The sequence below is a fragment of the Desulfuromonas carbonis genome, assembly GCF_054658035.1.
The window spans coordinates 14,570-39,818 of record NZ_BAAHXR010000001.1; the positions used below are offsets into that span (position 1 = coordinate 14,570).

At 57.8% G+C, this 25,249-nt stretch carries 25 protein-coding genes and 3 pseudogenes; 15 read left to right on the plus strand and 13 right to left on the minus strand.

Annotated features, from left to right (window positions below; genetic code table 11):
- Positions 1-35: 35 nt before the first annotated feature.
- Entirely contained in the window at positions 36-1,784 is a 1,749-nt protein-coding gene (locus ACYQ8E_RS00065; RefSeq protein ID WP_066726519.1) for a sigma-54 interaction domain-containing protein, read from the minus strand.
- Positions 1,785-1,873: 89 nt separating this feature from the next.
- Positions 1,874-2,314 (minus strand): DUF4019 domain-containing protein, encoded by a 441-nt coding sequence (locus ACYQ8E_RS00070; protein WP_066726517.1) that lies wholly within the window; start codon positions 2,312-2,314, stop codon positions 1,874-1,876.
- 192 nt (positions 2,315-2,506) lie between these two features.
- Here ACYQ8E_RS00070 and ACYQ8E_RS00075 point away from each other — a divergent pair, with 192 nt between their 5' ends.
- Positions 2,507-2,932 carry a hypothetical protein gene (locus tag ACYQ8E_RS00075; RefSeq protein ID WP_066726515.1) on the plus strand — a complete coding sequence of 142 codons (426 nt, stop codon included), beginning with the start codon at positions 2,507-2,509 and terminating at the stop codon, positions 2,930-2,932.
- Positions 2,933-3,046: 114 nt separating this feature from the next.
- Here the strand turns inward: ACYQ8E_RS00075 and ACYQ8E_RS00080 are convergent, their stop codons facing one another.
- From ACYQ8E_RS00080 to ACYQ8E_RS00090, 3 genes are all read right to left on the minus strand, one after another.
- Positions 3,047-3,256, minus strand: coding sequence for a PspC domain-containing protein (locus ACYQ8E_RS00080; protein ID WP_066726513.1), 210 nt, complete (start codon positions 3,254-3,256; stop codon positions 3,047-3,049).
- A 161-nt stretch (positions 3,257-3,417) separates the two neighbouring features.
- Positions 3,418-3,705, minus strand: a complete 288-nt coding sequence (locus ACYQ8E_RS00085; protein ID WP_066726512.1) for a HigA family addiction module antitoxin — start codon at positions 3,703-3,705, stop codon at positions 3,418-3,420.
- 20 nt (positions 3,706-3,725) lie between these two features.
- A complete protein-coding gene (locus ACYQ8E_RS00090) occupies positions 3,726-4,016 on the minus strand; it encodes a type II toxin-antitoxin system RelE/ParE family toxin (protein ID WP_459859762.1) in 291 nt (96 codons plus the stop codon).
- 260 nt (positions 4,017-4,276) lie between these two features.
- Here ACYQ8E_RS00090 and ACYQ8E_RS00095 point away from each other — a divergent pair, with 260 nt between their 5' ends.
- From ACYQ8E_RS00095 to ACYQ8E_RS00135, 9 genes are all read left to right on the plus strand, one after another.
- On the plus strand, positions 4,277-4,531 hold the full coding sequence (locus ACYQ8E_RS00095) for a hypothetical protein (protein ID WP_459859763.1): 255 nt from the start codon (positions 4,277-4,279) through the stop codon (positions 4,529-4,531).
- A gap of 69 nt (positions 4,532-4,600) precedes the next feature.
- Positions 4,601-5,134 carry a hypothetical protein gene (locus ACYQ8E_RS00100; RefSeq protein ID WP_459859764.1) on the plus strand — a complete coding sequence of 178 codons (534 nt, stop codon included), beginning with the start codon at positions 4,601-4,603 and terminating at the stop codon, positions 5,132-5,134.
- A gap of 209 nt (positions 5,135-5,343) precedes the next feature.
- Complete coding sequence (locus ACYQ8E_RS00105) at positions 5,344-7,485, plus strand: DEAD/DEAH box helicase family protein (RefSeq protein WP_459859766.1); 2,142 nt, start codon at positions 5,344-5,346, stop codon at positions 7,483-7,485.
- A 12-nt stretch (positions 7,486-7,497) separates the two neighbouring features.
- A complete protein-coding gene (locus ACYQ8E_RS00110) occupies positions 7,498-9,123 on the plus strand; it encodes an HsdM family class I SAM-dependent methyltransferase (protein ID WP_459859767.1) in 1,626 nt (541 codons plus the stop codon).
- A complete protein-coding gene (locus tag ACYQ8E_RS00115) occupies positions 9,120-10,286 on the plus strand; it encodes a restriction endonuclease subunit S (RefSeq protein ID WP_459859768.1) in 1,167 nt (388 codons plus the stop codon). The genes ACYQ8E_RS00110 and ACYQ8E_RS00115 overlap by 4 nt, the downstream gene beginning before the upstream one ends.
- Before the next feature lie 34 nt (positions 10,287-10,320).
- Positions 10,321-11,256 carry a hypothetical protein gene (locus ACYQ8E_RS00120; protein ID WP_459859769.1) on the plus strand — a complete coding sequence of 312 codons (936 nt, stop codon included), beginning with the start codon at positions 10,321-10,323 and terminating at the stop codon, positions 11,254-11,256.
- Positions 11,257-11,259: 3 nt separating this feature from the next.
- Positions 11,260-11,760 (plus strand): hypothetical protein, encoded by a 501-nt coding sequence (locus ACYQ8E_RS00125; protein WP_459859770.1) that lies wholly within the window; start codon positions 11,260-11,262, stop codon positions 11,758-11,760.
- Between the two features lie 205 nt (positions 11,761-11,965).
- Positions 11,966-12,337, plus strand: a complete 372-nt coding sequence (locus ACYQ8E_RS00130; RefSeq protein WP_459859772.1) for a hypothetical protein — start codon at positions 11,966-11,968, stop codon at positions 12,335-12,337.
- Positions 12,338-12,451: 114 nt separating this feature from the next.
- Entirely contained in the window at positions 12,452-12,805 is a 354-nt protein-coding gene (locus ACYQ8E_RS00135; protein ID WP_459859774.1) for a hypothetical protein, read from the plus strand.
- Between the two features lie 495 nt (positions 12,806-13,300).
- Here the strand turns inward: ACYQ8E_RS00135 and ACYQ8E_RS00140 are convergent, their stop codons facing one another.
- The 5 genes from ACYQ8E_RS00140 to ACYQ8E_RS00160 all read right to left on the minus strand — a co-directional run bounded on the left by ACYQ8E_RS00140 (position 13,301) and on the right by ACYQ8E_RS00160 (position 16,145).
- Entirely contained in the window at positions 13,301-13,513 is a 213-nt protein-coding gene (locus ACYQ8E_RS00140; protein ID WP_066726510.1) for a hypothetical protein, read from the minus strand.
- A gap of 62 nt (positions 13,514-13,575) precedes the next feature.
- Positions 13,576-14,076, minus strand: coding sequence for a hypothetical protein (locus ACYQ8E_RS00145; RefSeq protein WP_459859775.1), 501 nt, complete (start codon positions 14,074-14,076; stop codon positions 13,576-13,578).
- Positions 14,077-14,481: 405 nt separating this feature from the next.
- Positions 14,482-14,982, minus strand: coding sequence for a cytochrome C (locus ACYQ8E_RS00150; RefSeq protein ID WP_066726501.1), 501 nt, complete (start codon positions 14,980-14,982; stop codon positions 14,482-14,484).
- A gap of 85 nt (positions 14,983-15,067) precedes the next feature.
- Positions 15,068-15,583: a gamma-glutamylcyclotransferase family protein gene (locus ACYQ8E_RS00155; protein WP_066726499.1), complete on the minus strand. Its 516-nt coding sequence runs from the start codon at positions 15,581-15,583 to the stop codon at positions 15,068-15,070.
- 43 nt (positions 15,584-15,626) lie between these two features.
- The gene (locus ACYQ8E_RS00160) at positions 15,627-16,145 is read right to left on the minus strand and encodes a cupin domain-containing protein (RefSeq protein ID WP_066726497.1); all 519 of its coding nucleotides are present in this window, start codon (positions 16,143-16,145) and stop codon (positions 15,627-15,629) included.
- A gap of 329 nt (positions 16,146-16,474) precedes the next feature.
- Here ACYQ8E_RS00160 and ACYQ8E_RS00165 point away from each other — a divergent pair.
- Positions 16,475-16,735: pseudogene (locus ACYQ8E_RS00165) on the plus strand (hypothetical protein); the annotation flags it as partial.
- A gap of 41 nt (positions 16,736-16,776) precedes the next feature.
- On the opposite strand, the gene ACYQ8E_RS00170 reads toward ACYQ8E_RS00165, so the two are convergent.
- Positions 16,777-17,991: an IS256 family transposase gene (locus ACYQ8E_RS00170; protein ID WP_066722594.1), complete on the minus strand. Its 1,215-nt coding sequence runs from the start codon at positions 17,989-17,991 to the stop codon at positions 16,777-16,779.
- 158 nt (positions 17,992-18,149) lie between these two features.
- On the opposite strand from ACYQ8E_RS00170, the gene ACYQ8E_RS00175 reads away from it, so the two are divergent.
- Both ACYQ8E_RS00175 and ACYQ8E_RS00180 read left to right on the plus strand, forming a co-directional pair.
- Complete coding sequence (locus ACYQ8E_RS00175) at positions 18,150-19,019, plus strand: integrase core domain-containing protein (protein WP_066726432.1); 870 nt, start codon at positions 18,150-18,152, stop codon at positions 19,017-19,019.
- A 130-nt stretch (positions 19,020-19,149) separates the two neighbouring features.
- A complete protein-coding gene (locus tag ACYQ8E_RS00180; protein ID WP_066723639.1) occupies positions 19,150-20,199 on the plus strand; it encodes an IS110 family RNA-guided transposase in 1,050 nt (349 codons plus the stop codon).
- Positions 20,200-20,719: 520 nt separating this feature from the next.
- Here ACYQ8E_RS00180 and ACYQ8E_RS00185 read toward each other — a convergent pair.
- Positions 20,720-21,124: a hypothetical protein gene (locus ACYQ8E_RS00185; RefSeq protein WP_066729732.1), complete on the minus strand. Its 405-nt coding sequence runs from the start codon at positions 21,122-21,124 to the stop codon at positions 20,720-20,722.
- A gap of 189 nt (positions 21,125-21,313) precedes the next feature.
- A pseudogene (locus ACYQ8E_RS00190) lies at positions 21,314-22,414 on the minus strand (IS4 family transposase); the annotation flags it as partial.
- A 258-nt stretch (positions 22,415-22,672) separates the two neighbouring features.
- Between ACYQ8E_RS00190 and ACYQ8E_RS00195 the strand changes: the two are divergent.
- Positions 22,673-23,887 carry an IS256 family transposase gene (locus ACYQ8E_RS00195; RefSeq protein ID WP_066722594.1) on the plus strand — a complete coding sequence of 405 codons (1,215 nt, stop codon included), beginning with the start codon at positions 22,673-22,675 and terminating at the stop codon, positions 23,885-23,887.
- A gap of 39 nt (positions 23,888-23,926) precedes the next feature.
- Positions 23,927-24,934 (plus strand): annotated as a pseudogene (locus ACYQ8E_RS00200) (IS256 family transposase); the annotation flags it as partial.
- Positions 24,935-25,249 lie beyond the last annotated feature (315 nt).

Sequence of the window (25,249 nt, forward strand, 5' to 3'; positions counted from 1 at the left end):
TGCGGGAATGAAAAGGTCATTGCAAATATGCAATGCTACTTCAAGCCGTGCTTACTCGCCTTGCGCCACAGGGTGGTGGTATGAATATCGAGAGCCCGGGCCGCTGCCATTTCAGTGGGAGCATTCTTCAGGGCTTCCTGGATCATTTGCTTTTCCAGCCGGTCCAGGGCATCCTTCAGACTCAAGGGCAAACCGCCGCCTGCGTCGGTCGAAATTCCGGAGTCGAGTTCGAGCGGCAGGTCTTCCGCTCCAATCGTTTCATTCTCGGACATGACCGCCATCTGCTCGAGAATGTTGAGCAACTGGCGGACATTCCCCGGGTAGGAGAAGCTCTGCAGGGTGTTGAGAACGGTCGGTGTCAAGCGTTTGTTGGTGGCGTTTTTCTTATTGAATTCTTCGAGAAACTTCTGGACCAGCGGGGGGACATCCTCCCGCCGGGCACGCAGCGGCGGAATCTCGATGGGAACCACATTGAGTCGGTAGAAAAGATCTTCCCGAAACTGGTGATTCTTCATCATCTCCGGAAGGTCGCGGTGCGTCGCGGCAATGATCCTGACATCAACTGTCACCGGCTTGGTGCCGCCGACGCGGGTAAACGTCCGCTCCTCGATCACCTCCAGCAACTTGACCTGCAGATCCGGCTTAAGTTCGCCAATTTCATCGAGGAAGAGGGTTCCGCTATGGGCAGCCTCGATTAAGCCGGCCTTCCCCTCGCCACGGGCCCCGGTAAATGCCCCTTTCTCATAGCCGAAAAGCTCGCTTTCGATCAGTGATTCCGGGATGGTTCCGCAGTTGATCTTCACGAAGGGGCGATCCTTGCGCCGGCTCATCTGGTGAATCGCCTTGGCCAGCATGGTCTTCCCGGTACCCGATTCACCACTGAGGAGGACCGAGATGTCAGAAGCTGCTACCTTAACTGCCCGGTGAACCACCTGAACCATCGACTTGCTCTTGACCACCATATCCTTGAGCATCTGCCCAAGCTCTTCCTGTTCCAAAATCGACTGGTAGTAGCGGTTGCTGAGCAGCCGGCTGTCATCGAGTTCGGCCCGCAGATGATTCAGCTCGGTGATGTCCCGAACGTTGGTCACAATCAGGACGATGTCGTCGTCATCGTTGAAGATCGGTGTCCCGGTCACCATCACCTGTTTGCCCCCGCGGATATGCTGGAGCATATTGACCTGGCGGCGTTTCGCCAGAACTTCGAGCGTCGCCGAACAGTCAAAGACCTGCTCGGAGACCAGGGTTTGCATGTTTCTACCAAGCAGATTGGCCCGGGAAAGGCCGGTGATTCGTTCGTAAGCGCTGTTGACGCGGATAGTAACCGCCTTGCCATCGGCGATATAGAGACCATCCTCGGAAGACTCGAAAATGGCTTCCAACTCGCGGTGCAGGGTTTGATACCCCTGTAACTTGGAGATGATGGATTCGTATGCGGAGATATCCTGGAAGATCGACAACGCACCAACAATCTTTCCAGCAAGGACGATTGGACTGCGATTGACGATGATCGTCGCCTGGGGAAGAGTGATTTTGCGGCCCAACTGGGGCTCGCCCGTCTCCAATACGCGTTTCAGGTCGGGCCAGGCCTCGGGTCGAACCCGGGAAAAATGCTGGCCGACAATCGTCTCCGTCGGTTCGTTGAAAATCCGGGACGCAGCCAAGTTATAGCAAGTGACGATGCCCCGGTCGTCCAGGATCATAATGCCATTGTGACTGGCATTGATGATCGCGGCCATCGGCCCCTGCAGGTCCATCAGAAATTGCAGTTCACTGGCTGCCATCGGTATCCTTGATTCGACCGTAAAAACCTGGAGGGTGCCGGAAACTCTATACTCAGCGTTACGGAAGGCGAATAAACCGGTTTAGCGCTTTACTTGACGAAGTAGCCGGCAACCCGCCAGGTTCCGTCCTTGTCGAGCATCACGGTGACGATCTCGCTGGCCTTCCCCCGGGCTTTGTAGGTGGTGTCGTAGGTGAGGAGGATATATTCCCCGTCCGGGCTCTCCTTGGCCGTGGTGCTGTAGGAGATCGAGTCCTCGGTCCGCGTCACCATCGGGCCGGCGATCGAGCGGATCTTGTTGAGCTTGTCGACCCACTCTGCCTCGGTGACCTTCTCTTTCAGCAGGCTGGCGGCGTTCTGCCAGCTCGCGGCGAAGGCGTCCTGGTCGACCTGCTGCAGGAAGGCCGCTGCCGCCGTCCGCGCTGCCGCCGCCTTTTCCTTGGGGGGGCGCTCGCTGAACTGTGGAAAAAAGATGATCACCAGGGCGACCAGGATCAGCATGGCATGGATACGATACTTGCTGGAAAGCACGAGCAACCTCCGGGAGCGAGAGAGGATAAGGGATAGGAATGCCTACTATAAAAGGGATCGCCGCATCAGGCAAGGGGGAAGAAGGGCAGATAAATGGATGATTCGGCTTGAACCGACGGCAACCGGGTTGCTAAACTGTGGCACCGTCCGATCCCCGGGCGCCACGCCCTGACCCGAGACCGAGGCCAACTGATGAGCAAAGCGAATACGACCTTCGAAAAGGGGCTGGCCCTCTTCAGCGCCGTCACCTCCTTCATCTTCGTCTACTATGCCCTCGGCCTGCTCAACGCCAGCGGCGTGCCCCAGTGGGACCGGGTCTTCGGCTACGTCGCCATCGGCTACGGCCTCGGCAACATCTACATCCTCAGCGCGGTCTGGCGCCTGAGCGGCGGCTGGGCGCTGTGGGCCAACAAGCTGATCGCCCTCTGCTTCTACGGCGTCTTTCTCCTCGACCTGTTCCAGACCGGCGTCAAGAGCAACCTCGAGTATGTCGGCGCCCTCGGTGTCGCCGGCGTCCTCTGGCTCAACTGGTACGCGATCAAAACCCTGGCCGGGCGCCGGCAGGAACCGGCCACCGAGGAGCGCAAACTGAAAAAGCAGAAAGGGAGCCGCCGCTAGCCCTGCCCGCCCAGCAGCGCCCCGTTTCCTTCCCCCCAAGAACGAAACAGGCCGCCCGCCCGGAGCATTCCGGACCGGCGGCCTCTTGATTCTGCCCCCCCTCCCCTGGCGCCGCTACTCCTCGGCTTTCGGCATCAGCACCCAGAGCAGCAGATAGATGAGGATGCCCGGAAAGGCGGCGCTGAGGATACTCACCAGGACGTAGACGAAGCGCACCACCCACGGGGTCCAGCCAAAATATTCCGCAATCCCGCCGCAGACCCCGCCGATCATCTTGTCGCTTCGGGACCGCGCCAGTTTGCGTTTTTCCAGATTCCTGTCCATGCCATCCTCCGCCCGAATCAGCACATAGGGGTCTCAGATCTCAACTTTTGACACTCCTCAGGTTTGCCTCCAGCCGCTCGTTCACTAATGACCTCTATCAAAGAAGCTGAATGTGTCAAAGGTTGAGACCTGACCCTGCCCCTCTTGTTTCTCCCGAAAAGTCAGCTGGCCATGCGCAGTTTCTCGATTCTCCTTTCCGGACGGTTCAGTGCCAGGTCGTAAGTCCCCTGTAGGTTGAGCCAGAACTCGGGGGTGGTATCGAGAGCCTGCGCCAGTAGCCAGGCGGTATCCGAGGTGATGCCGCGCTTGCCCCGGACGATCTCGTTGACGCGTTGAACCGGAACCTTGATGTGCGCGGCGAACGCAACTTGGCTGACGCCGAGTTCGTCGAGGAACTCTTCCTTGAGGATTTTCCCGGGATGGGACGGGATGCGGTTTTCAGGGATCATGGTTTCTCTCCTTGGCGCCTCTAGTGATAATCGGTCAGGCGCACTTCGTAGGCGTTACCGCCCTTCCAGCGAAACACGATCCGCCATTGGTCGTTGACCCGGATACTGAACAGTCCCGCAAGGTCTCCCTGCAACACTTCAAGGCGATTACCCGGGGGAGAGCGCAGATCCAGAACATCGTGGGCGGCATTGAGCATGTCGAGTTTGCGAAGGGTGCGGTTGACGATTTCCAACGGCAGCCGACGAAGGTCTTTGTCGCTGGTGCCGTGATACAGCGCTTCCGTCAGCTTGTCGCCAAATGATGCAATCACCCTGTCGAACCCTCCGCATAGATTTTAACGCTTACACGGATACCGTGCAACAGTTAAGTCAAATTGAGAGAATGGTTAGCTGCGCAATTCTTTGAGCCGTGAGTTGCCGAGACTAGACAGAGTTTCCGTGTCGGCAGAGTTTTCGTGTCAGGCCTGCAAACGTGCAATTTCAGCTATTTCCATATTTGCAGGCCTGACACGATTGCCTCTTCTATGTCAGTGGCGCGCGCGGCTTCTTCAATCCTCGCGTCGGCGCGTATTTGTTCGACCGCGAGCAGCTTATCGCCGCAACCGGCAATGCCAACCCCGAGGAGGTCGCGCGCGAGTTGCGTGATCGAGGTCTGCTCATCTGTCACGAGCCTAGCCGGCTGCAGGCGAAACAGCGGCTGGCCTGGCTGGATGGCAAATGGGTCCGGTTCTTCACCGTCCGCACGTCGATTCTGGGGGAGGCGGAAGACAGCGAGATGGATGGCCAGATGGTTAAAGCCGGTGATCCTCTCGGTCTCGACGACTAACATCAACGGCGGCGGCCCCGGAATTCTCCGGGGCCGCCTGCATTTCACCAGAACAAGGAGGAAAAACCTGTGAAAGACAAACACCAGGCGCTGAATGAATTTCTGCGCCGTCGGAGAACCGAAAGGGAGAACCTGCTCAAAATGGTGCTCGGAAAATGCCCCGTCTGCGAGGGTGATGTCGTTACCGCTGGCGGTAATTATTTCTGCCATAATCACCAGAAATGTGGCTTCATCGTTCGTCGGGATAAGCTGAGCAAAGCCGGGAAGCCGGAGATCATGCCGGAGGAGATGATCCAGCTTCTAAAGCGCGACAGGATCCACCTCGATCTGCGTTTTGCCAACGGAGTGAATTACAGCTGCGGCGGGCGGTTGTTTCTCCATGATCGATTTGGTTGGGGGGTGCAATTCTGCAACCTGCCCAAAGACCAGGAATCGTGCCAAGGCCCCACCTCCTCAGGTCCCGCGCCGAGGATGCTGGTCCAGCGCACCCGCGAGGCCCAATTGGCACGGGAAAAGCGCAAGCCGGTGGCCGACAAAGAGTTTGAACAGCCTCCCTGCAATCGAATCCCGTCAAACCTGACGCTGAAGCGCCGGCAGGAATAGTAGCGGGAAGGTCGGGAACGCGGGAAAAGCCTTGCACCTTCTCGGCCTACCCCACCACACCATCGACCCCATCAAAAATGCGAGACAAGACCAACAGGCCCCTACCCGTTATGGGTAGGGGCCTGTTTTTCCCTTCTTTATGGCAACAAAAAATGCTACTTTGTCGGGCGGAATTCCATGTTTTTACTGGGCCTTTTGGGGGGCATTCTATGGCGGGACCGGGGAAAAAGAAGGAAGCCTTCGCGCGGGTCGAAATTGACGCGCAGCTCAAGGAGGTCGGCTGGAAGCTGACCGATGGCGTCAGCGTCCGCTACGAGTACCAGCTGCCGGACAGCACCTTTGCCGACTACGTGCTATGTGACCGCAATGGCCGCTCGGCGGCCGTTATAGAGGCCAAGCGCCCCGGTCAGACTTTGCAGGCAGCAGCCAAGCAGGCTAAAAACTACGCCGCTCAGCTCGACAATGTGCCCTATGCCTTTCTAGCCGATGGCGAGCAAATCCTGTTCTGGGACTATGAGACCGAAGCCTTCCCCCGCCCCGTTTCCAGCTTCTTCAGCCAGGTTGACCTCGAACGCCGCCTTGCCCGCCGCAAGCTGCGGGTCGATCCCCTGACCAAATCGATTGACACCAGGATCGTCGAACGCGACTACCAGAGGGATTGCATCGACACCCTCTGTAAGGAGATGGCGACCGGCCGGCGCAAACTGCTGGTCGAGATGGCCACCGGGACCGGCAAGACCCGCACCGCTGCCGCTTTCATGAAGCGCCTCTTCGAAGCCAACGCCGTTACCCGAGTGCTGTTTCTGGTCGACCGGATCACCCTCGCCAAGCAGACCGAAGACGCCTTCGCCGAGCACCTCCCGGATTATCCCTGCTATGTCCTGCGCACTGGGAGGCGTTTCCAGGACGAGAAGCTGATCACCGTCACCACCCTGCAGTCGATGACCAACATCTACCGCGACTACTCGGCCGGTTACTTCGACCTGATCGTCACCGACGAGTGCCACCGCAGCATCTACGGCAAGTGGGGCGGCATCCTCAAGTACTTCGACGGCGTGCAGGTCGGCCTGACCGCCACCCCCTTCACCAGCGAGATCGAGACCGGGGACGACGAGGACCACCTGTTTGTGCGCGACACCTTGCGGTTCTTCGAGGTCGACAAGCCGACCTTCCGCTACACCCTCAAGCAGGCGGTCGACGAGGGGTATCTGGCACCTTACCAGATCTACAAGGCGAAGACGGTCAGGACTGCCGCCACTGACGGCATTGAGGTCAAGAAGTCCGAGCTTGACTGGTCAGCCATGTCGAAGAAGGACTGCGCCGAATTCGAGGAACTGTTCGCCAATGGCGATACGGTCAAGGTCGACCCTAACGCTCTGGAGAGGCGCTTTACCATTCCCGAGCGGAACCGGGCCATCGTCCGCGAGTTTCTTGACGTGCTGGCCAACGGCTACCAGGACAAAAAGGGGGTGATGCGCTACCCCGTTCCGGGCAAGACCATCGTCTTTGCCGTCACCAAGCGCCACGCCGAGACCCTGGCGTTGATGTTCGACGAGGCGTTCGCCCACGAGAAACCTTCCCCCGAGGTCCGCTACGCCGACTTCGTGGTCTCCGGTTTCGGCAAGGACGATACTCTCGATGCCGCAACCAAGATCCGCCGTTTCAAACGCGAGGCGTTCCCGAAAATCCTGGTCTCGGTCAACATGCTCGATACCGGTTTCGATGCTCCCGAGGTGGTCAGTCTGGTCATGGCCCGTTTCACCCGGTCGGTGGTGCTCTACCGGCAGATGCGCGGTCGGGGTACGCGCAAGGCTCCCGGCAAAAGCCGCTTCACCATGTTTGACTTTGTCGGTGTCACCGACTACCACGACGATGACGAGACGACGGCAGAAGGGGGCCTTGTCAAGGAGGGGCGACCCAAGTACAAGTCGAACCCTCGCAACCTGCTGACCCTGGACATCGACGACCATATTGACCCGAACACCCGCGAATGGGTGACGATCGACGAGAACGGCAACTTCATCTTTGTCGATGCCGACGCGCAGGCGCAGGCCCAGGTTGCCGCCCGTTTCGAGGCATGGTTGGCAGAGCAAGGAGGGTTCCACTCGGAACAGCTGCGTTTCCTGCGCACCGTTGGCGAGTACCTGAAGGCCAACGCCGGCCGGCTCGATGTTTTCACCGCCGACCACTTCATGGTGCCTCCCTTCAGCCACATCGGCGGGCTGCAACGCGCCGTGGCTACCTTTGGCAACAAAGAGCGCTTGGCCGTCCTTCTCGATGGTCTCAACCGAGCCGTCTTTGCCGATGTTGACGGCGACGAGAAAACCATCCACGATCAGCAATCCCGCTAGGAGTTTTCCAGCATGGCTTTGACCCCCGAACTTCGTCAGAAGGTAGACCAGATCCGCAACTACCTTTACGGCGGTGGCTATCCCGACCCCATGTCCAACGCCGAGCAGCTGGCGTTCCTGTTCTATTTCTATCTTTCCGAAGGGCAGGACCGCGACAACGCCGCCCGGGCTCGCATCTCCAAGCAAGAGTACGCCAGCGTCTTTGCTGGCAACTGGACTCTGCGCAATCCGCTCAACGCCCCGGTCGAGGGGCAGAAGACCATCCCCGCCGACCGGCTGCGTTGGTCGATCTGGGCCAAGGGGATGACCGGCGAGGGGCTGGTGCGCTTCGTCCGTGACGAGGTCTTTGCCTTCTACGCCGAGATGGCGAACCGTTCCGCCTACAACTTCATGGAGGGGGCGCGACTTGGTATCGACGAACCGACGGTGCTGACTCAGGTGGTCGGGCTGGTCGATGAACTGCGCCTTGACCAGGCCGACGCCGACACCAAGGGCGACCTGTTCGAGCATGTCCTCAAGCAGATCAGTCAGGCTGGCGAGTTGGGCCAGTTCCGCACTCCCCGTCATGTCATCCGCGCCATGGTCCGCATTCTTGACCCGCAGGTCGGGGAGACGGTCTACGACCCGGCGGCCGGTACCGCCGGTTTCCTCGTTGCCGCCTACGGCCACATGAGATTGCAGAACAGTTCGGCAGGTGCCATTGAGCAGGTCGAGGTCGACGGCAAGCTGGTGCAGCGCGGCCCCGGGGACATGCTCTCTGCCGCCAAGTGGGAGGTGCTGGCACACAACACCTTCTATGGCAACGACGTCGACCCGAAGATGGTCCGCCTTGCCACTATGAACCTGACCCTGCGCGGCTTGCCGCAGGTCTACATCCGCCGTCGCAACGTGCTCACCACCACCCTCGACGCCCAGCAGAAGCAGGAGCGCGGCCTACCCCTGGACGGCTACAAGGTGGTCCTTGCGAATCCACCGTTCTCCGGCCGGGTCGACAAGGACCGTATCGTCGATGACGTCAAGGTTGGCACCACCACGGCTACGGAGCTGCTATTCCTGCGCTACATGGTCGACAGCCTCAAGGCCGACGGTCGCTGCGCCGTGGTTGTCCCCGAGGGGGTGCTGTTCGGTTCCACTGGGGCGCACAAGGAGCTGCGCCGCCAACTGCTGGAAAACAACACCGTCGAGGCGGTTATGTCTCTTCCGGGCGGAGTATTTCAGCCTTACTCTGGGGTCAAGACGTCGGTGCTGGTCTTCCGCAAGGGGGGCAAGACCGGGCGGGTGTTGTTCCTGCACGCCGACAACGACGGCTACAAGCTCGACGCCCAGCACACCGCGCCGATCGAGCAGGACGACCTGCCGGGGCTGGTGACGGCCTACCAACAGCGGGAGCTGAATTGGCAGGAGTGGCAGGGCCGGGACGAAGGGGCGGTATGGGCGAACCAATGGTGGTTCGCTACTGCCGACACGATCCGCGCCAACGACTTTAACCTGTCGGCCAGCCGTTACCGGCCGCTGTCGCAGGCGCAGGTCGAGCACCGTAGTCCGCTGGAGTTGTTGGACGTAATGGCCGCCATTGAGCGGGAGATTTTGGAGGAGGTTGAAGGTTTGCGGGATGCTCTTCAGGAGGGGCGGGCGTGAGTCAATGGCCGACAGCTCTTCTGGGTGAAGTTTGCCAGATTGTTGGTGGAGGGACGCCAACAAGGACAAATCCAGAATTTTTCGGTGGCGATGTTTTATGGGCGACGCCCACAGATGTTACCGCACTTGAGGGCCTGTATATTTCGCAGACTAAGGAAACGGTAACCCCACTTGGTTTGCAAAAGAGTAGTGCAAGGCTTTTGCCGGAGTGTTCCGTTCTTCTTACGAGTAGGGCAACAATTGGCTTTACGGCGATTGCAACAAAGCCAATCTCTACCAATCAGGGATTTGCGAACTTCATTTGTGGCGACCGGGTTCTCCCGGAATTCTTGGCCTACTGGCTCCCAACACAAAAAGACCTGATGCTACGGGAAGCCGGTGGTACTACGTTCAAAGAAATTAGCAAAGGTGCTCTCAAGAAGTTTCGTATCCCCCTGCCTCCTCTCGACGAACAACGCCGCATTGTAAACATCCTGAAGCGGGCGGACAGCATCCGGCGGTTGCGGAAGCAGGCCCTGGAAACGACGCGGGAGTTGATCCCGGCCCTGTTCGTCGACATGTTCGGCGACCCGGCGACCAATCCGAAGGGGTGGGAGACTCAGCCCCTTGGAGATGTAGTCGAATTCAGGAGTGGTGGCACCCCTTCGAAGCAGCGTCCTGAATTTTGGGATGGCCTTATCCCGTGGGTGTCTCCCAAGGACATGAAATCAGACAACATTTGCGATGCAATTGATCATATTTCGCAGAAAGCATTGGAGGAAACCACTCTGAAGGAAATTCCTCCTGAAAGCGTCCTGATCGTTGTTCGAGGGATGATTCTGGCACATACGGTGCCGATTTATTCTAATGTGTCAATGGTTACGATCAATCAAGACATGAAGGCGATGGTTCCGAAGAGCCAACTCGTAGGCAAGTACCTGCGGTGGGCGTTGCAATGCCAGCACGGTTATTTGCTGTCCAAAGTATCTTCGTCAGCTCACGGCACCAAAAAAATTGACATGGATATCTTGCAGGAATTGTGCTTGCCAATTCCCCCGCTTACCCAGCAGCAGACCTTTGCGCAAAAAGCCTCAGCCATTCATTCGATTGGTTCTCAGCATGTTGAACACGAGAAAAGGACAGCAGAATTGATGCAATCCTTGATGTCCGAATTTTTTACCTAAGCTTGGATGTTTTACAAAACTACAGGGGGTTATCGTGTCCGACGAAAAGAAAAAAACATTGGGCTACCGCAAGGCTGAGTTTTTTGCTCCGACAGCAAAGACTCTTGAACAGTACCTTGCAGAGGCGCACACCAAGTTGCCTGACGTTGCACAGCGCCGCGTGGTAATGCCTGGGCATCCTGTTCTGGAATGCAGAAAGCATCAGAACCAAGCTTCGCTTGGCGTTTTTCTCCACATCGCGGCGTACTCGCCTGGAGAGCATGCTTCTGTTGTTCCCATGACCGCCGGCACACAACCGGCTGATGTCACCACCACACCTCCTCCCGACCAGTGCGAGTTCATGGATGGAGATATCATGGCCTTGGTCGCGGGCAATCATGTGCTGCTTTGTTCGTCCAATCTTCACGAGAAGAAGGCGGAGCGCTACATGGTGGAGGTCATCGAGGCCGCGAAGATCGACGCCAATGCCTCCAAATTCGGCCTTTGCAAGAAAGCCGATGTTGACAAAGTCCGCCTGATCCAGAGCCAAGGGGTTCGGTCGATCAACCTGAATGCGACATTATTTGACGCAACTCTGGATCATCTTGAGAGAACGACCGTAAGGAAAAAGATCGGCGGAAGGCTGATGGACGAAATCAAGGCCCTGATTTTGGAGGACCATGATGCCGCAGAGCTCGAAGAGGCGGAAAACCTCAGCGCACATGTCATACTGAAATATGACAGTCGCAGAAAAGACAGCACTATTGGTAGGCAGAGCATTGAGTCATTGGCTAGTCAGATGATTGAAGATGGCGACGACGGCTTTACCATCGAGACTCTTGGTGGGGAGAAAATCAATGGCGCTGACATCACACTGAGAAAGACGGTCTCCCTCCCTAAACATGGGAAGTCTGTTTTCTGCGGTGATGCATGGCGGGCCTTGGAGCAGTACTACTACGAATTGCGAGATGGCGGATTGCTGGAGCAATAGCGTATGGCTACAGACAGAGAGCAAATTGCTTGGCCGCGTATCATCTTTTTCAGTGTTTCAATCCTTGCCGGCGCAGCTGGGGCAATCTATGGACAGCCCCTGATTCATGATAACGACTTAGCGATCAATGTCATCGTCACGGTGTTTTCTGTCCTGGCTGGTTTTCTCGTTGCGATCATGACGATGATGGGAGACCCAAGTGCTTTTGCCGGGCATAGTTGGCGCGCCAACGAAAAAGGCCGCAAGAAAATTTTCAACCAGCTTGTCCGCCAGAAGTGGATGTTCATCCTCTACCTTGCGACCTTGGGGCTCGTTCTTGCTGCGAGCCTTGTCGGAAAAGTGCTTCCCGATGTTGCGGTCTGGATGGAGCGAGTGTATTTGGGGACGGCCATCTCAGCGTTCATCTTGTCGCTTGGTTTGCCGGCGACGTTGATGAAGATCCAGCTTGCCAAGCACGACGAGATCACCAAGTCGAAGATGCCGGGGCAGAAGCCTCAGCCCTGAGAGCGGCAGCGGGAACACCGGGAACCACGGGAAAACCCTTGCGGTAGGTAGCCCTACCCCACAACTCCACCGACCCCACCGAAAAAACAGAGAACAACGACACAGCCCCGAGCCAACGGCTCGGGGCTTTTTACTGAGTTCAACCGACTTTTAAAGCTCGTACTACCTCCTTGGCAATCAGGCCGCCTACGCCAAGGAGGAATCGATGCGCACCTTTCTTTCGCCGGTCGACGTGACGTCGGCCGACCTGCCACCCCCGGTTCGCACCGCCGTCGAGCGGGCCGTCGCCACCCTGTTTTCTGCCCACACCACTGGTACCCACCACTACACCCCCGAGGACGACGGCTACGTCGTGCTAGTCGAGGCCAGCGACTCACCCGAGACCATCGACACCGTGCTCGGCCATCCCCCCGAACGCCTGCCGTGGGAGGGAGGCTACCGCGACGGCGACATGCTGGTCGGCGTGCTGCTACGCAACAACCAGTTCGGCCTGACCGTCGTCGTTCCCCCCGATGCTGATCCAACCCTGCGCCAGCACCTGCTGAACGCTCTTGCCGACGAAGGGAGGACGACGTGATCGCTCGCCTGCCCAAGCCGGCGCACCCGATCTGGTGGTGCGCAACTTACATCGTCGAGAAGGTCGCAACCTGCGCCATCTGTCACTTCATGGCCGCGAGGAAGGAGAAGATTGATGATCGAATTGAAGTCAGCTGCCCGAGCTCGGGAACTTGCGAGCATGCTGCCTGCGGTAGCTGTTCAGCGGATGGTGGCGTTCGAGGGGGACGACGGCGCGTACGATCCCGAGGCGCACGGTCACATCGTCGTCCTGGAGGAGGGTGACACGATCGAACAGCTCCTGCCGGACTTCGACTACCAGGCCCCGCCGTTCGAGTACGTATTCCGCGCCTCGGGGATCTTCGAGGCGGTCATGCCGCTGGCCGGTGATGCCGTGCTGGCTTTGATTATCCCTGACGCGCCTTGGCTGGATGCCCGGCTGCGGGAAGTGCTCGACGGCATGGCGATGGAGGAGTCTGGCGATGTCTAGAATCTAGGCAGGAAAAACCTTCACGCTTCGATGCCACCCAGTTTTAGCGGGAAAAAAGTAAAGTAGCACCTCAGGACGAATCACATGGAGGGGCCCGCCACTTTGGCGGGCCTTTTTGTTTTTCCTAGTCTTTTCAGCTTCCTTCGGCGGCAAAGGGGCAAAGAACATCCCATTGGAGGACATTTGCCGCGCGGCCGGGAAAATCCAGACCCGTGACGCCAAACCGCCCCCCCCTGACCACACACAGACCACAGTCCGCCGCCGTCCCCTCGGCAAATCCAGCAACCAGGGCAGAGTTTTCTTGTCAGGCCTGCAATCGTGCAATTTCAGCTATTTCCATATTTGCAGGCCTGACACGATTGCCTCTTCCTCGGCAAATCCAGCAACCAGGGCAGAGTTTTCTTGTCAGGCCTGCAATCGTGCAATTTCAGCTATTTCCATATTTGCAGGCCTGACACGATTGCCTCTTCAAAGAGGGAGGATTGCCACCGCTTCCTACCTGGCGTTCCTCACCGCTTCGGATTCCCGGCGGTACTCTTCGAAGGAGGAGCTGGTACTCTCCAGGCAGCGGCTGCGTTCCAGCGCATCGAAGATCTGGTTGCACTGGTTGCGTTGCCAGCTCTGGCCGGACTCGTAGAGCTGCCGTGACGAGCAGCCCCCCAGGCCGAAAAGGAGCAAAATCCCGAACAGTAGAGCGAAATATCGCATGTTTGGTTCCCCTTGGCACCGTGAGGAATTTGGTTCCGCAAAAAGCAATTCCGGAGATTCCCCTAGCGTGCCCAGTCCCCCGTTTTCTCCAGGGGGCAATCGAGCGCCTTGGCCAGCCGGATCGCCTCGCTCTGGAGGCCCTTGCCGGCGGAGGCCGCGACGAGATGTTTCCCCCGGCCGTGAACTATCTCCAGACGATAGCGCGGCTTGTCGGGGCTGCTGCTCAACGTGTTGGCGTGCTCCAGACCCGGCGTCAGGGTGCGGTGCAGTTCTACGGCCCGAACCTCGCCGTTGTGCAGGCAAACCTTGCCGAGCGGGAATCCCGCCAACGTTTTGGTCATGCGAAAATGTCCTTCCCCGTTGACGGTCACTGAAGTCCGCAGCAGGGTGCCGAGCAGCACGAGGGCCATCAGAACGGCGAAACACCAGAGGAGGATTTCGACCAGGAGCGGGGCATCCTCCAGTCTCAGCGCCAGCCCGGTCAGCCCAGCCCCGGCAGCCAACGCGATGGCCGAGACCACGGGGGCGGCAGGGGATTCATATCGATATCGGTTGGCGTCCATGCACAATTATCCTGGGGGTCATTTCACTAACGTAGAAGTAACCGGCCTATGTGGCTTTATCGCGCAGCGCCCGTGTGGGCTGACAGGTCGGGCATCTGATTTTCCCTGTCACGGCATATTCTTGCCGTCCCGCCAGCGCCGACTTTTCTGTCATGGCAGCACGTGCTTGGCAAAAAATTCCCAAATCAATGTACTTGCAAAGCTTTCGTGTCAGGCCTGCAATCGTGCAATTTCGGCTATTTCCATGTTTGCAGGCCTGACACGATTGCCCTCTTCAAATATTCCACCTATTTCCATGTTTGCAGGCCTGGCACGAATGCCCTCCTCTAACAACCAGACCGAAGATTCGCACGTTGCACTCCCACTGCGATGCCGCGAGAGATGGTATAGCCGTTGATTCCGGCCTCATTTTGCCGATGGCGGCGCTGGAAACAACACGAATGGCCCCTTCGGTTCCTGCCCGGGAGGGACGAAGGAAGGTGCCGGCGCGCCAGCGTCGCCAAGCTGCCGGACGAAGCGGTAGATGGCGCGCAGGTCGCCCTCAGTCATGTCACGGAGGGCAAACCAAGGCATCGGCGGCCGGAATTGGGCTGTCCTGGCGATCTGGACCCATTGGTCCTCGGAAAAGTTCTGCATGTAGAGTCGCAGGTTGCTGGAATAGGTCGTACCCCAGGGGCCACGCCAGCCGAGTTGGTCGCCCATCAACCATTGTGCTTCCGGGATATTTCCGCCGGATTGGGCGTACCCGGCCGTATGGCAGTCGTTACAGCCGGCGATCCTGGCCAGATACCTGCCGCGGTTCAGGGACTCGGCATCGGCCTCTGCCGCGGGTTGCGCGAATGAGCTTGTTACCGGGGAAACAGCAAGCAACAAAATCCCGACCAACACTTTCCGTAGCGTGAACATCGTCGTCACCATACCTGGAGGTTAAAGAGATATTGGGCTTTAGCCCTGGCTGTTGCACCACGTCCTGGGCGGATAAGGACTTCGGCTATCGCAGGCATCCCATCCTTCGCAGCCGTGCCCGTTCATTTTCTCGCCGTACTGCGTCCAAGTCAATAATGGCCTCAACCGCGTCCAACTCGGCGATGTACTCTTCCGGCATACCCATATGGCGCGCCCCGCCTACGACCATCGCCTGGTACCAGTCGTAGGGGCGCAGCGACAAATCGAAGTGGGAGGGCCGGACCACATAGGCGATGGGGGAATAGACCACTCCCGCCAGCGAAACCCGGAACGGTCGAACATCATACCCCTGGCCCAGCCCTTCGGCCCGATCCAGGAGAGGTTGTTCCAATGCATCCATCGCATAGAGGACGCCAAAGGCGAGATGCCCCGGCTGGTTGATAAAGGTGCACTTCCCCGAACCGTCCTCGCTGCGTTTTGCATCGCGCACCACCATGCCCGGCAGCTCCACGACCCCCAGGGGAAGCGCACTTGGACATCGTTCGCGTAACCGCAGCGGGTGCATGTTGGAGCCATAGGCGAGGTAATGGAGCGTCGGCATGAGGGTCAGGGGTTCGGGAGGCAGCAGTCTGCTGCCGTAAGAGTCACTCCCCCTCCCAGTAGTCGAGGGATGCGTCGGCGCGACCAACGAAGACAAAGCGCTGCGCCTTGCCCTCGGAGTCTGCACCGAACTCGGCCAGGACGCCAAATTTTCCCGAGTCGGGGTATTCGGCGATCTCGGGCGAGAGCTTGGTACTCACGGCGAGATAGCGCAATTCTTCGGCCCCCGTGTTGGTGATCTGGTGGGCGCTCTCTTTTCCGCCGGTAGGAAGAGCGATTACGTCACCGGGGCGGATTGGGTAGACGCTCTCGCCGATCCGGACTTCGCCGGTCCCCTGCAGGACAAAAACCATCTCTTCGTTGACGCGGTGGTTGTGAAAAGGGAATGCGCGTTTCCCCGGCGGCACAGCGGTGATGTTGTAAACGAGTTTTTGTGCGCCAACGCGCGGGCCAATAAATCCCATCCGGGCGTCGAATCTCTCTGCCGCGGATCCGGAAGGGGCGAAGCCGGGAGGGCGCGGCCCAAGCTCGACATCGGCAATGTTAATGATTGGCTTTGGCATGGGTGTCTCCAGGTTGCGGAGTTGGTAAAAATTGGTGACAGGAGGAATGGGTTGTGGCGTCTGACGCTTGAGTTCAGGCCACGGCCTGTCAGGGTTGTGCCGCCTGCAGTGAATTGTATAGGTAGCGGCGTAAACCGACACCCAAATTGTGTAGACAATACCAGCAACGTAGAGCCCGCCAAAGACCTCTTTGTTGTGGCGAGCAAGCCAGAGCGGCAAATAACCCCTGTATCCGTGTTCGCTTTTTTGCGATTTGTTAGGTCTATAGCGGCACCAGTTTTCTTGGACACTGATTTGGGATAGAATCCCGATGTCCAAGGAGATTAATAATGACAACAAACAACAAGAACGAAACAGTCACTGGGCCTTTGGCCGAAGGGCAACGTTGGAGCGCTGCCCGCAAGCGTGAAGTGGTTCTGCGCTTGCTGCGGGGCGAATCGGTTGATGCTCTGTCCCGCGAGTTGAGCATCGAAATCTACCGCCTGGAGCAGTGGCGAGAGAAAGCGCTGACCGGAATCGATGAGTCGTTGAAACAACGTCAGAACGATCCGACTCAAGCGGAACTCAACCAGGCCATGCGCCGGATCGGGCGGTGTAAATCAGTTTGTGTAAATGGCTTGGGTTTTTGTCGTCAGTAAACCGGCAACCTGCCTTCGAACAAGATAGAGAACTGGTTGAGAGCGGCCTTCCAGTCCCGAATCGGCAGGGTCCATTTCTTGGCGATATTGTTCAGCGCCAGGTAGAGCAGTTTGAACATGGCTGCGTCGTTGGGGAATGAGCCCCGGTTCTTGGTGACCTTGCGCAGCGACATGTTCAGCGATTCGATCGCATTGGTGGTGTAGATCACCTTGCGAATCTCCGCCGGGTAGGCGAAAAACGGGGTGATTCTCTCCCAGTTCCGCCGCCAGGACTGGCCGATGGAGGGGTGGGTTTTATCCCACTTCGCTTCGAACTCCGTCAGGTTCATTTCGGCCTGCTCGGCCGTCGCGGCCTGGTAAATGGACTTCAGATCGGCCGCCACTTCCTTGCGCTGTTTCCAGGAGACGTAGCGGAGAGAATGGCGCACCATGTGAACGAGGCAGAGCTGGACCTGGGTGCGAGGAAAGACTGCTTCGATGGCCTCGGGGAAACCTTTGAGCCCGTCCACGCAGGCGATGAAGATGTCTTCGACACCCCGGTTTTTCAACTCGGTCACCACCTGTAGCCAGAACTTGGCGCCCTCGTTCTCGGCCACCCACATGCCCAGGACCTCCTTGATGCCGTCCAGGGTGACGCCCAGGGCCAGGTAGACCGCTTTATTGCTGACGTGGCCGTTGTCTCGCACCTTGACCCGGACCGCGTCCATATAGACGATGGGATAGAGGGCGTCGAGCGGTCGGTTCTGCCAGATCTTGACCTCGTCCGCGACGGCATCGGTCACGCTGGAAATGAGGGCGGGAGAGACCTCGACGCCATAAATCTCTTCCAGATGCCCCTGGATCTCCCGGGTCGTCATCCCCCGGGCGTAGAGGGAGATGATCTTGCCGTCGAAGCCGGCGAAGCGGGTCTGGCCCTTGGGAATGATGAGCGGCTCGAAGCTGCTGTCCCGGTCACGCGGAACCTCGATCGGCAGTTTGCCGAATTCGCCCTTGATGGTTTTGGCCGACTTGCCATTGCGGGCATTGCCGCCTTTCGTGGCCACGGGAGCATGCTTCTCGTGCCCCAGGTGTTGGGTCAATTCCGCTTCCAAAGCTCGTTCCAGAAGGGCCTTGGTGAGCTGTTTAAGCAAGCCGGTTTCGCCGATCAGGTCTTCGGGCTTCTTGTAGTCGGCAAGCAGACGGTCCAGCAGATCTTTTTCGATGGCCATGGGGGCTCCTTAGAGGGTGGGGTCCCGGTGTACCCCTGAATGGCCATTTACACAATCTTTTTTACACCCTCCCGGATCGGCGAATTGACCATGGAAAACGAACTACTTTGGGAACGGGTTAAAAAACCCGGCCCTTTAGCCAAACGGAGGTCGTCGAAATGAGCCAAACGATCTCCCCAGGCGCTGAAAAGGCCTACGGCGTCCAGCGGGTTTGCAATGTTTGGGAGCAGGCTCGCTCCTCGTTCTACCATGCCTCGCGCCAGATTCCGCAATCAACTCCCAAGCGTCGTGGCCCACGTCCGTCAATCAGTGATGAGGATCTTCTCGCCATGATCCGTCACGATCTGGCCACGTCCCCGTTCACCGGCGAAGGACACCGCAAGGTCTGGGCCAGGCTGCGGATTTGTGACGGCGTGCGCATCGCACGCAAGCGGGTTCTGCGGTTGATGCGCGAGAATCATCTGTTGTCACCTCACCGGGGTTGGCCCAAAGCAGCCAAGGCGCATGATGGTAAAATCATCACCATGGCTCCGAATCTAATGTGGGGCACCGATGGCACCCGCGTATTCACTCTCGACGAAGGCTGGGTCTGGATCTTTAGCGCCGTCGAGCACTGGAACGCCGAATGTGTCGGCTGGCATGTTTGCAAGACCGGCGACCGTTATGCTGCTCTTCAACCACTTTCCATGGCGTTAGACAACATCTATGGGGGCGTAGAGAAAGATATTGCCCGAGGGTTGTCTCTGCGTATGGATCACGGCACCCAGTACCTCTCAGACCATTTTCTGAACCAGATCAAGTTCTGGGGAATCACCCCCAGCTTTGCCTTCGTTGCCGAACCACAGACCAACGGAGTTGCTGAACGATTCAACCGCACCTTGAAAGAGCAAGCCATCTATGGCCGAATATTCCGTACCATCGATGATGTTCGCGAGGCCGTGAAAACCTTCGTCGAACTCTACAACAGCGAATGGCGAGTCGAGAAAAATGGCTTCCGGTCGCCCGACGAAATCCGTCAGGCGGCATAATCTAAACTTGTGTCCAAGGAACCGGTTCCGCTACACGATTTGATACTAGTGCAGGCCCCCTCCATAGATACCGGACCATCCGGTATCCTTTGAGAAACAAGAAACCCTCTCAAAGAAAGGAGCCTGCACCATGAAATTCTACACGAAACAGCACCAATTCTATTGCGGCGTCGATCTGCATGCAGACGCCATGTACGTCTGCATCCTTGATGCGACCGGCGAGGTGGTGGTTCATCAGAACATCCCGACCAAACCGAAAAACTTCCTGCGACTGATCAAACCCTACCGCTCCGGCATCGTGGTCGGCTGCGAGTGCATGTTTACCTGGTACTGGCTGGCCGATCTGTGCACCGAGCAGGAGATTGACTTCGTCCTCGGTCATGCCCTCTACATGAAGGCAATTCACGGCGGCAAGGCCAAGAACGATCGCATCGATTCCCACAAGATCGCCGTACTGCTGCGCGGCGGTTCTTTTCCGCTGGCCTATACCTACCCCAAGCCGATGCGGGCGACGAGGGACTTGCTGCGCCGCCGCAATCATCTCGCCCGCAAACGGGGCGAACTCTTCGCCCACATCCAGAACACCGCCACCCAGTACAACCTCCCCGAGCCGCTGGGACGTATCGCCAAACCGAGCGAGCGCGGTGATCTGCTCAAAAAGTTTCCCGATTCGGTGGTACGTCGCATGGTCGAGGTCGACCTGCTCACCATCGAACATTACGAACAGCTGCTGGATCGACTGGAGCGGGAACTGGAGCGCATCGCCACCGGTCATGATCCGATCAACCTGGCGCTGCTCAAATCGATTCCCGGGGTCGGCAAGATCCTCGGCATGGTGATGCTCTACGAGATCGAGGACATCGCCCGCTTCCCCCGCGAGCAGGACTTTGCCTCCTATTGCCGGCTGGTCAAGCCGGGCAAGGAATCGAACGGCAAGCATTATGGCCATTCGGGCAAGAAGATCGGCAACGCCCATCTGCGCTGGGCTTTTGGCGAGGCCGTGGTGCTGATGCTCAAAGGGAACAAGCCGGCTCAAACCATGCTGCAACGCCTGGCCAGCAAGCACGGCAAGGGGAAAGCCCTGGCCATCCTGGCCCATCGTCTCGGTCGTGCCGTCTATTACATGCTCAAAAATCAGGTGCCCTTCGACCAGGACAGGTTCCTGCGCAAGGCCGCCTGACGCGGAGGGGGCGGATCAGCCAGACCGTCTAACTGGAGGCAACCACAGCGGCGAGATAAGCTCGGCGGCCATAAGCAAGCGCAGACTTCTGGGCCAACAGCCCGACTTGGGCCGCATCATCCGCCAACTTCCGCCAGCCGGTTTGTTTTGATTGGAGGTCCGCCCCGCTCCAACAGCTTGCGCGATGGTCCAAAGGGCCCGCGCCGGATTCTGCCCCTTCCCCGATCCCGCACCTAACTGCGGCCATCGGCACCAAGATGGACCTCGCTATTTTGATTGGGACGGCATGAGGGCACGAGCGTGATTCCAGGCGGCAGGGAGAACCAGGTCGACAAAGACCGGCCCCTGCATCAAGAGCCTCGATAAGTGTTTGGAGCAGAATTCGTCTGCAGCCAGAAGAGAATCCCAAGCCGGAACCCGGTTGGCTCTTAAGTGATCAGTCGCATGTCAAAGAACGGGAGGGAAAACCTTTTTCGTTATCGGACTTTTTTACCCTTGACGGCCGGGGGCCTGATAAGTGTTAGGTCGGTCGGCGGAGTCGGAAGAAAACGTATGGAGCAACCGCTACCCAGGCCAGAACGACAACCCAGACGCGCCCTTCCAGAATGTTGTAATTGGCCAGCAATTTCGCCCAGGAGTGGCCGCCGACAAAATGGAAAAAGAGAAACTCGAACGCGATGGTAAGTGACATCCAAAGCAGACCAATGCAAACGGCTTCCAGGTCAGAAGAGGGCGGGAAGAAGTGGACAAAGGCGAAGATAATCGCGCCCAGCAGCAGAACGCTCGTGAGAGTTGACAGTTGATGAGCAGAAAGTTCGCTCATTAGCTTGCCATAGGTGAAGTCCCGAACGGCGCCATTTGCGATGGAAACGAGCAACATGACGAACCACGCGGCAAGGTATTTCGCGATGCTTGAGATAGTCATGATCGGTAATCTGCCAAACAGCATATATACGGATCCGTATAATCTCCTGATTTTCGGCCCGATGCCGTTTGAAACCCCGGAAAGCCAATTTATTGAATTTTATAATTCCCCAGTAGTGTCCGGTTAAGAAGTTGCATAGGCTCCGAAGTCCAAGTCAATGATATCGGGAGGCCCTAAGCCTGCGGCCGCATCCTCGGCGGCCTCGTTGCGAATATTGTTGCGAAGCTCACGCACCCTGTTGATGCTGACACGTTCGCCATGCTCTTCGTGGCAGTAGATGGCCAGCAGCAAATAAGTAATCAACCCTGCGAGGATCTGCACCAGCAGGCCGTAGGGACTGCGGGCAATCAGGTGATACACCTTGAGGTGGCGCTTCCACCAGGCGAAGAAGGACTCGATCGTCCAGCGTAGCTTGTAGATCAAGGCAATCTGCTCGGCGGTCAGATCGAAGCGGTCGGTGGCGACCCAATAGGATTTTTGGTCAACCTTGTAGCCGACCACACGCACTTCTCGTTCGGTCTGGTTGACATCTTTGGTGCCGAGCAACACCCTGGCGTCATAGAAAACATGACTGCCGGGGACAACAGGATTGGCGCTCAACTCCGTCTTACGAGAACTGGCTTTGATGCGGCAGACAAAGTGGCGCCCCTGATCCTGCCAGTCGTCAAAGTTTTTGTAACACTGGTAATAGCGGTCATAGACACCTGTCTGACCGGGAGCCACGAGCCGTTCCGCCTGAGGACGCTCGTCGCCCTTGCCGTCGGTTAATGTGACTTTCTGGGGGACACCACGACCGATATCGAACCCCAGGTGAACCTTGGCCTTTTTGGCTCCGTCTCGATAGTCCGCCCAGAGCATGGACAGCGTAGCGTCAATCAGCGAACCATCGACGGCGATCAGATCGCCGAGATCGGAGATGTCTTTGGCGACAGGAATCTTTTGTGAGACCTGTTTCTGCAGGTCTTCGTAAACATGAATCATCTGCTCCAGCCCTCGGGTATTGATCGCCTCAAAGAAGGCGCTTTTCCGGATACCGCCGGGCGGTGCAATATGAGTCGCGGCAAAATCTTCCTGCGTCAGAACCTGAAGCAGATGACGCCCCGAAGAATGCTCTTCGAGGTGATAGTAGGTCAGGATTTTCAACTGATCTTCAAACGTCATCTGCAGTGGCCTGTTGCCTCGGGCCTCAAGAACCGGGGCATGTTCGAGAGCGCCCTTGAACGGGGTAAAAAGTCGGACAATGGAGCGCCTGCTAAGCCGGGTACGGTGGCAGCGAACAAGTAATGACATTTTCGTAAATCCTCATATAAAATAGGTATTTACGAAAATCACCGCGCCGACTTCACGACGATTTGTCAAGCAAAAAATACGCTAACTTGTGAAAATATTTACAATTATCTGCAACTTTGGGTGAATGCAATTTGCTAACCGGACACTACTGATAATTCCCTATAATTACAGTATTTTTGTACATTCCGAGGGTGTAAAAAAGATTGTGTAAATGGCCATTCAGGGGTACACCGGGACCCCACCCTCTAAGGAGCCCCCATGGCCATCGAAAAAGATCTGCTGGACCGTCTGCTTGCCGACTACAAGAAGCCCGAAGACCTGATCGGCGAAACCGGCTTGCTTAAACAGCTCACCAAGGCCCTTCTGGAACGAGCTTTGGAAGCGGAATTGACCCAACACCTGGGGCACGAGAAGCATGCTCCCGTGGCCACGAAAGGCGGCAATGCCCGCAATGGCAAGTCGGCCAAAACCATCAAGGGCGAATTCGGCAAACTGCCGATCGAGGTTCCGCGTGACCGGGACAGCAGCTTCGAGCCGCTCATCATTCCCAAGGGCCAGACCCGCTTCGCCGGCTTCGACGGCAAGATCATCTCCCTCTACGCCCGGGGGATGACGACCCGGGAGATCCAGGGGCATCTGGAAGAGATTTATGGCGTCGAGGTCTCTCCCGCCCTCATTTCCAGCGTGACCGATGCCGTCGCGGACGAGGTCAAGATCTGGCAGAACCGACCGCTCGACGCCCTCTATCCCATCGTCTATATGGACGCGGTCCGGGTCAAGGTGCGAGACAACGGCCACGTCAGCAATAAAGCGGTCTACCTGGCCCTGGGCGTCACCCTGGACGGCATCAAGGAGGTCCTGGGCATGTGGGTGGCCGAGAACGAGGGCGCCAAGTTCTGGCTACAGGTGGTGACCGAGTTGAAAAACCGGGGTGTCGAAGACATCTTCATCGCCTGCGTGGACGGGCTCAAAGGTTTCCCCGAGGCCATCGAAGCAGTCTTTCCTCGCACCCAGGTCCAGCTCTGCCTCGTTCACATGGTGCGCCATTCTCTCCGCTACGTCTCCTGGAAACAGCGCAAGGAAGTGGCGGCCGATCTGAAGTCCATTTACCAGGCCGCGACGGCCGAGCAGGCCGAAATGAACCTGACGGAGTTCGAAGCGAAGTGGGATAAAACCCACCCCTCCATCGGCCAGTCCTGGCGGCGCAACTGGGAGAGAATCACCCCGTTTTTCGCCTACCCGGCGGAGATTCGCAAGGTGATCTACACCACCAATGCGATCGAATCGCTAAACATGTCGCTGCGCAAGGTCACCAAGAACCGGGGCTCATTCCCCAACGACGCAGCCATGTTCAAACTGCTCTACCTGGCGCTAAACAATATCGCCAAGAAATGGACCCTGCCGATTCGGGACTGGAAGGCCGCCCTCAACCAGTTCTCTATCTTGTTCGAAGGCAGGTTGCCGGTTTACTGACGACAAAAACCCAAGCCATTTACACAAACTGATTTACACCGCCCCATCAAGGGCGAATTCGGCAAACTGCCGATCGAGGTTCCGCGTGACCGGGACAGCAGCTTCGAGCCGCTCATCATTCCCAAGGGCCAGACCCGCTTCGCCGGCTTCGACGGCAAGATCATCTCCCTCTACGCCCGGGGGATGACGACCCGGGAGATCCAAGGGCATCTGGAAGAGATTTATGGCGTCGAGGTCTCTCCCGCCCTCATTTCCAGCGTGACCGATGCCGTCGCGGACGAGGTCAAGATCTGGCAGAACCGACCGCTCGACGCCCTCTATCCCATCGTCTATATGGACGCGGTCCGGGTTAAGGTGCGGGACAACGGCCACGTCAGCAATAAAGCGGTCTACCTGGCCCTGGGCGTCACCCTGGACGGCATCAAGGAGGTCCTGGGTATGTGGGTGGCCGAGAACGAGGGCGCCAAGTTCTGGTTACAGGTGGTGACCGAGTTGAAAAACCGGGGTGTCGAAGACATCTTCATCGCCTGCGTGGACGGGCTCAAAGGTTTCCCCGAGGCCATCGAAGCGGTCTTTCCTCGCACCCAGGTCCAGCTCTGCCTCGTTCACATGGTGCGTCATTCTCTCAAATACGTCTCCTGGAAACAGCGCAAGGAAGTGGCGGCCGATCTGAAGACCATTTACCAGGCCGCGACGGCCGAGCAGGCCGAAATGAACCTGACGGAGTTCGAAGCGAAGTGGGATAAAACCCACCCTTCCATCGGCCAGTCCTGGCGGCGGAACTGGGAGAGAATCACCCCTTTTTTCGCCTACCCGGCGGAGATTCGCAAGGTGATCTACACCACCAATGCGATCGAATCGCTGAACATGTCGCTGCGCAAGGTCACCAAGAACCGGGGCTCATTCCCCAACGATGCAGCCATGTTCAAACTGCTCTACCTGGCGCTGAATAATATCGCCAAGAAATGGACCCTGCCGATTCGGGACTGGAAGGCCGCCCTCAACCGGTTCTCCATCTTGTTCGAAGGCAGGTTGCCGGTTTACTGACGACAAAAACCCAAGCCATTTACACAAACTGATTTACACCGCCTACATTCCCGGCATATGGCGGTGTTATATACGGATCCGTATATAACACCCGAATGGGTTAGCAGGTTTACTCCGTCCATATGACAAGCGAGATGTTCCTGGTTGTTTGTTTGCTGCGTATTCCGAGCCAAACTTTCCACCGATTCCGATGCAAACTTGCCACTGATTCCGATCCAAACTTGCCAGTCATTCCGACGCAAGGTTTCCACCCGTTCCGATCCAAACTTTCCAGTTTGAGCGGAAGAGGTCGGTGAATCTGTCAGACTGATCAAA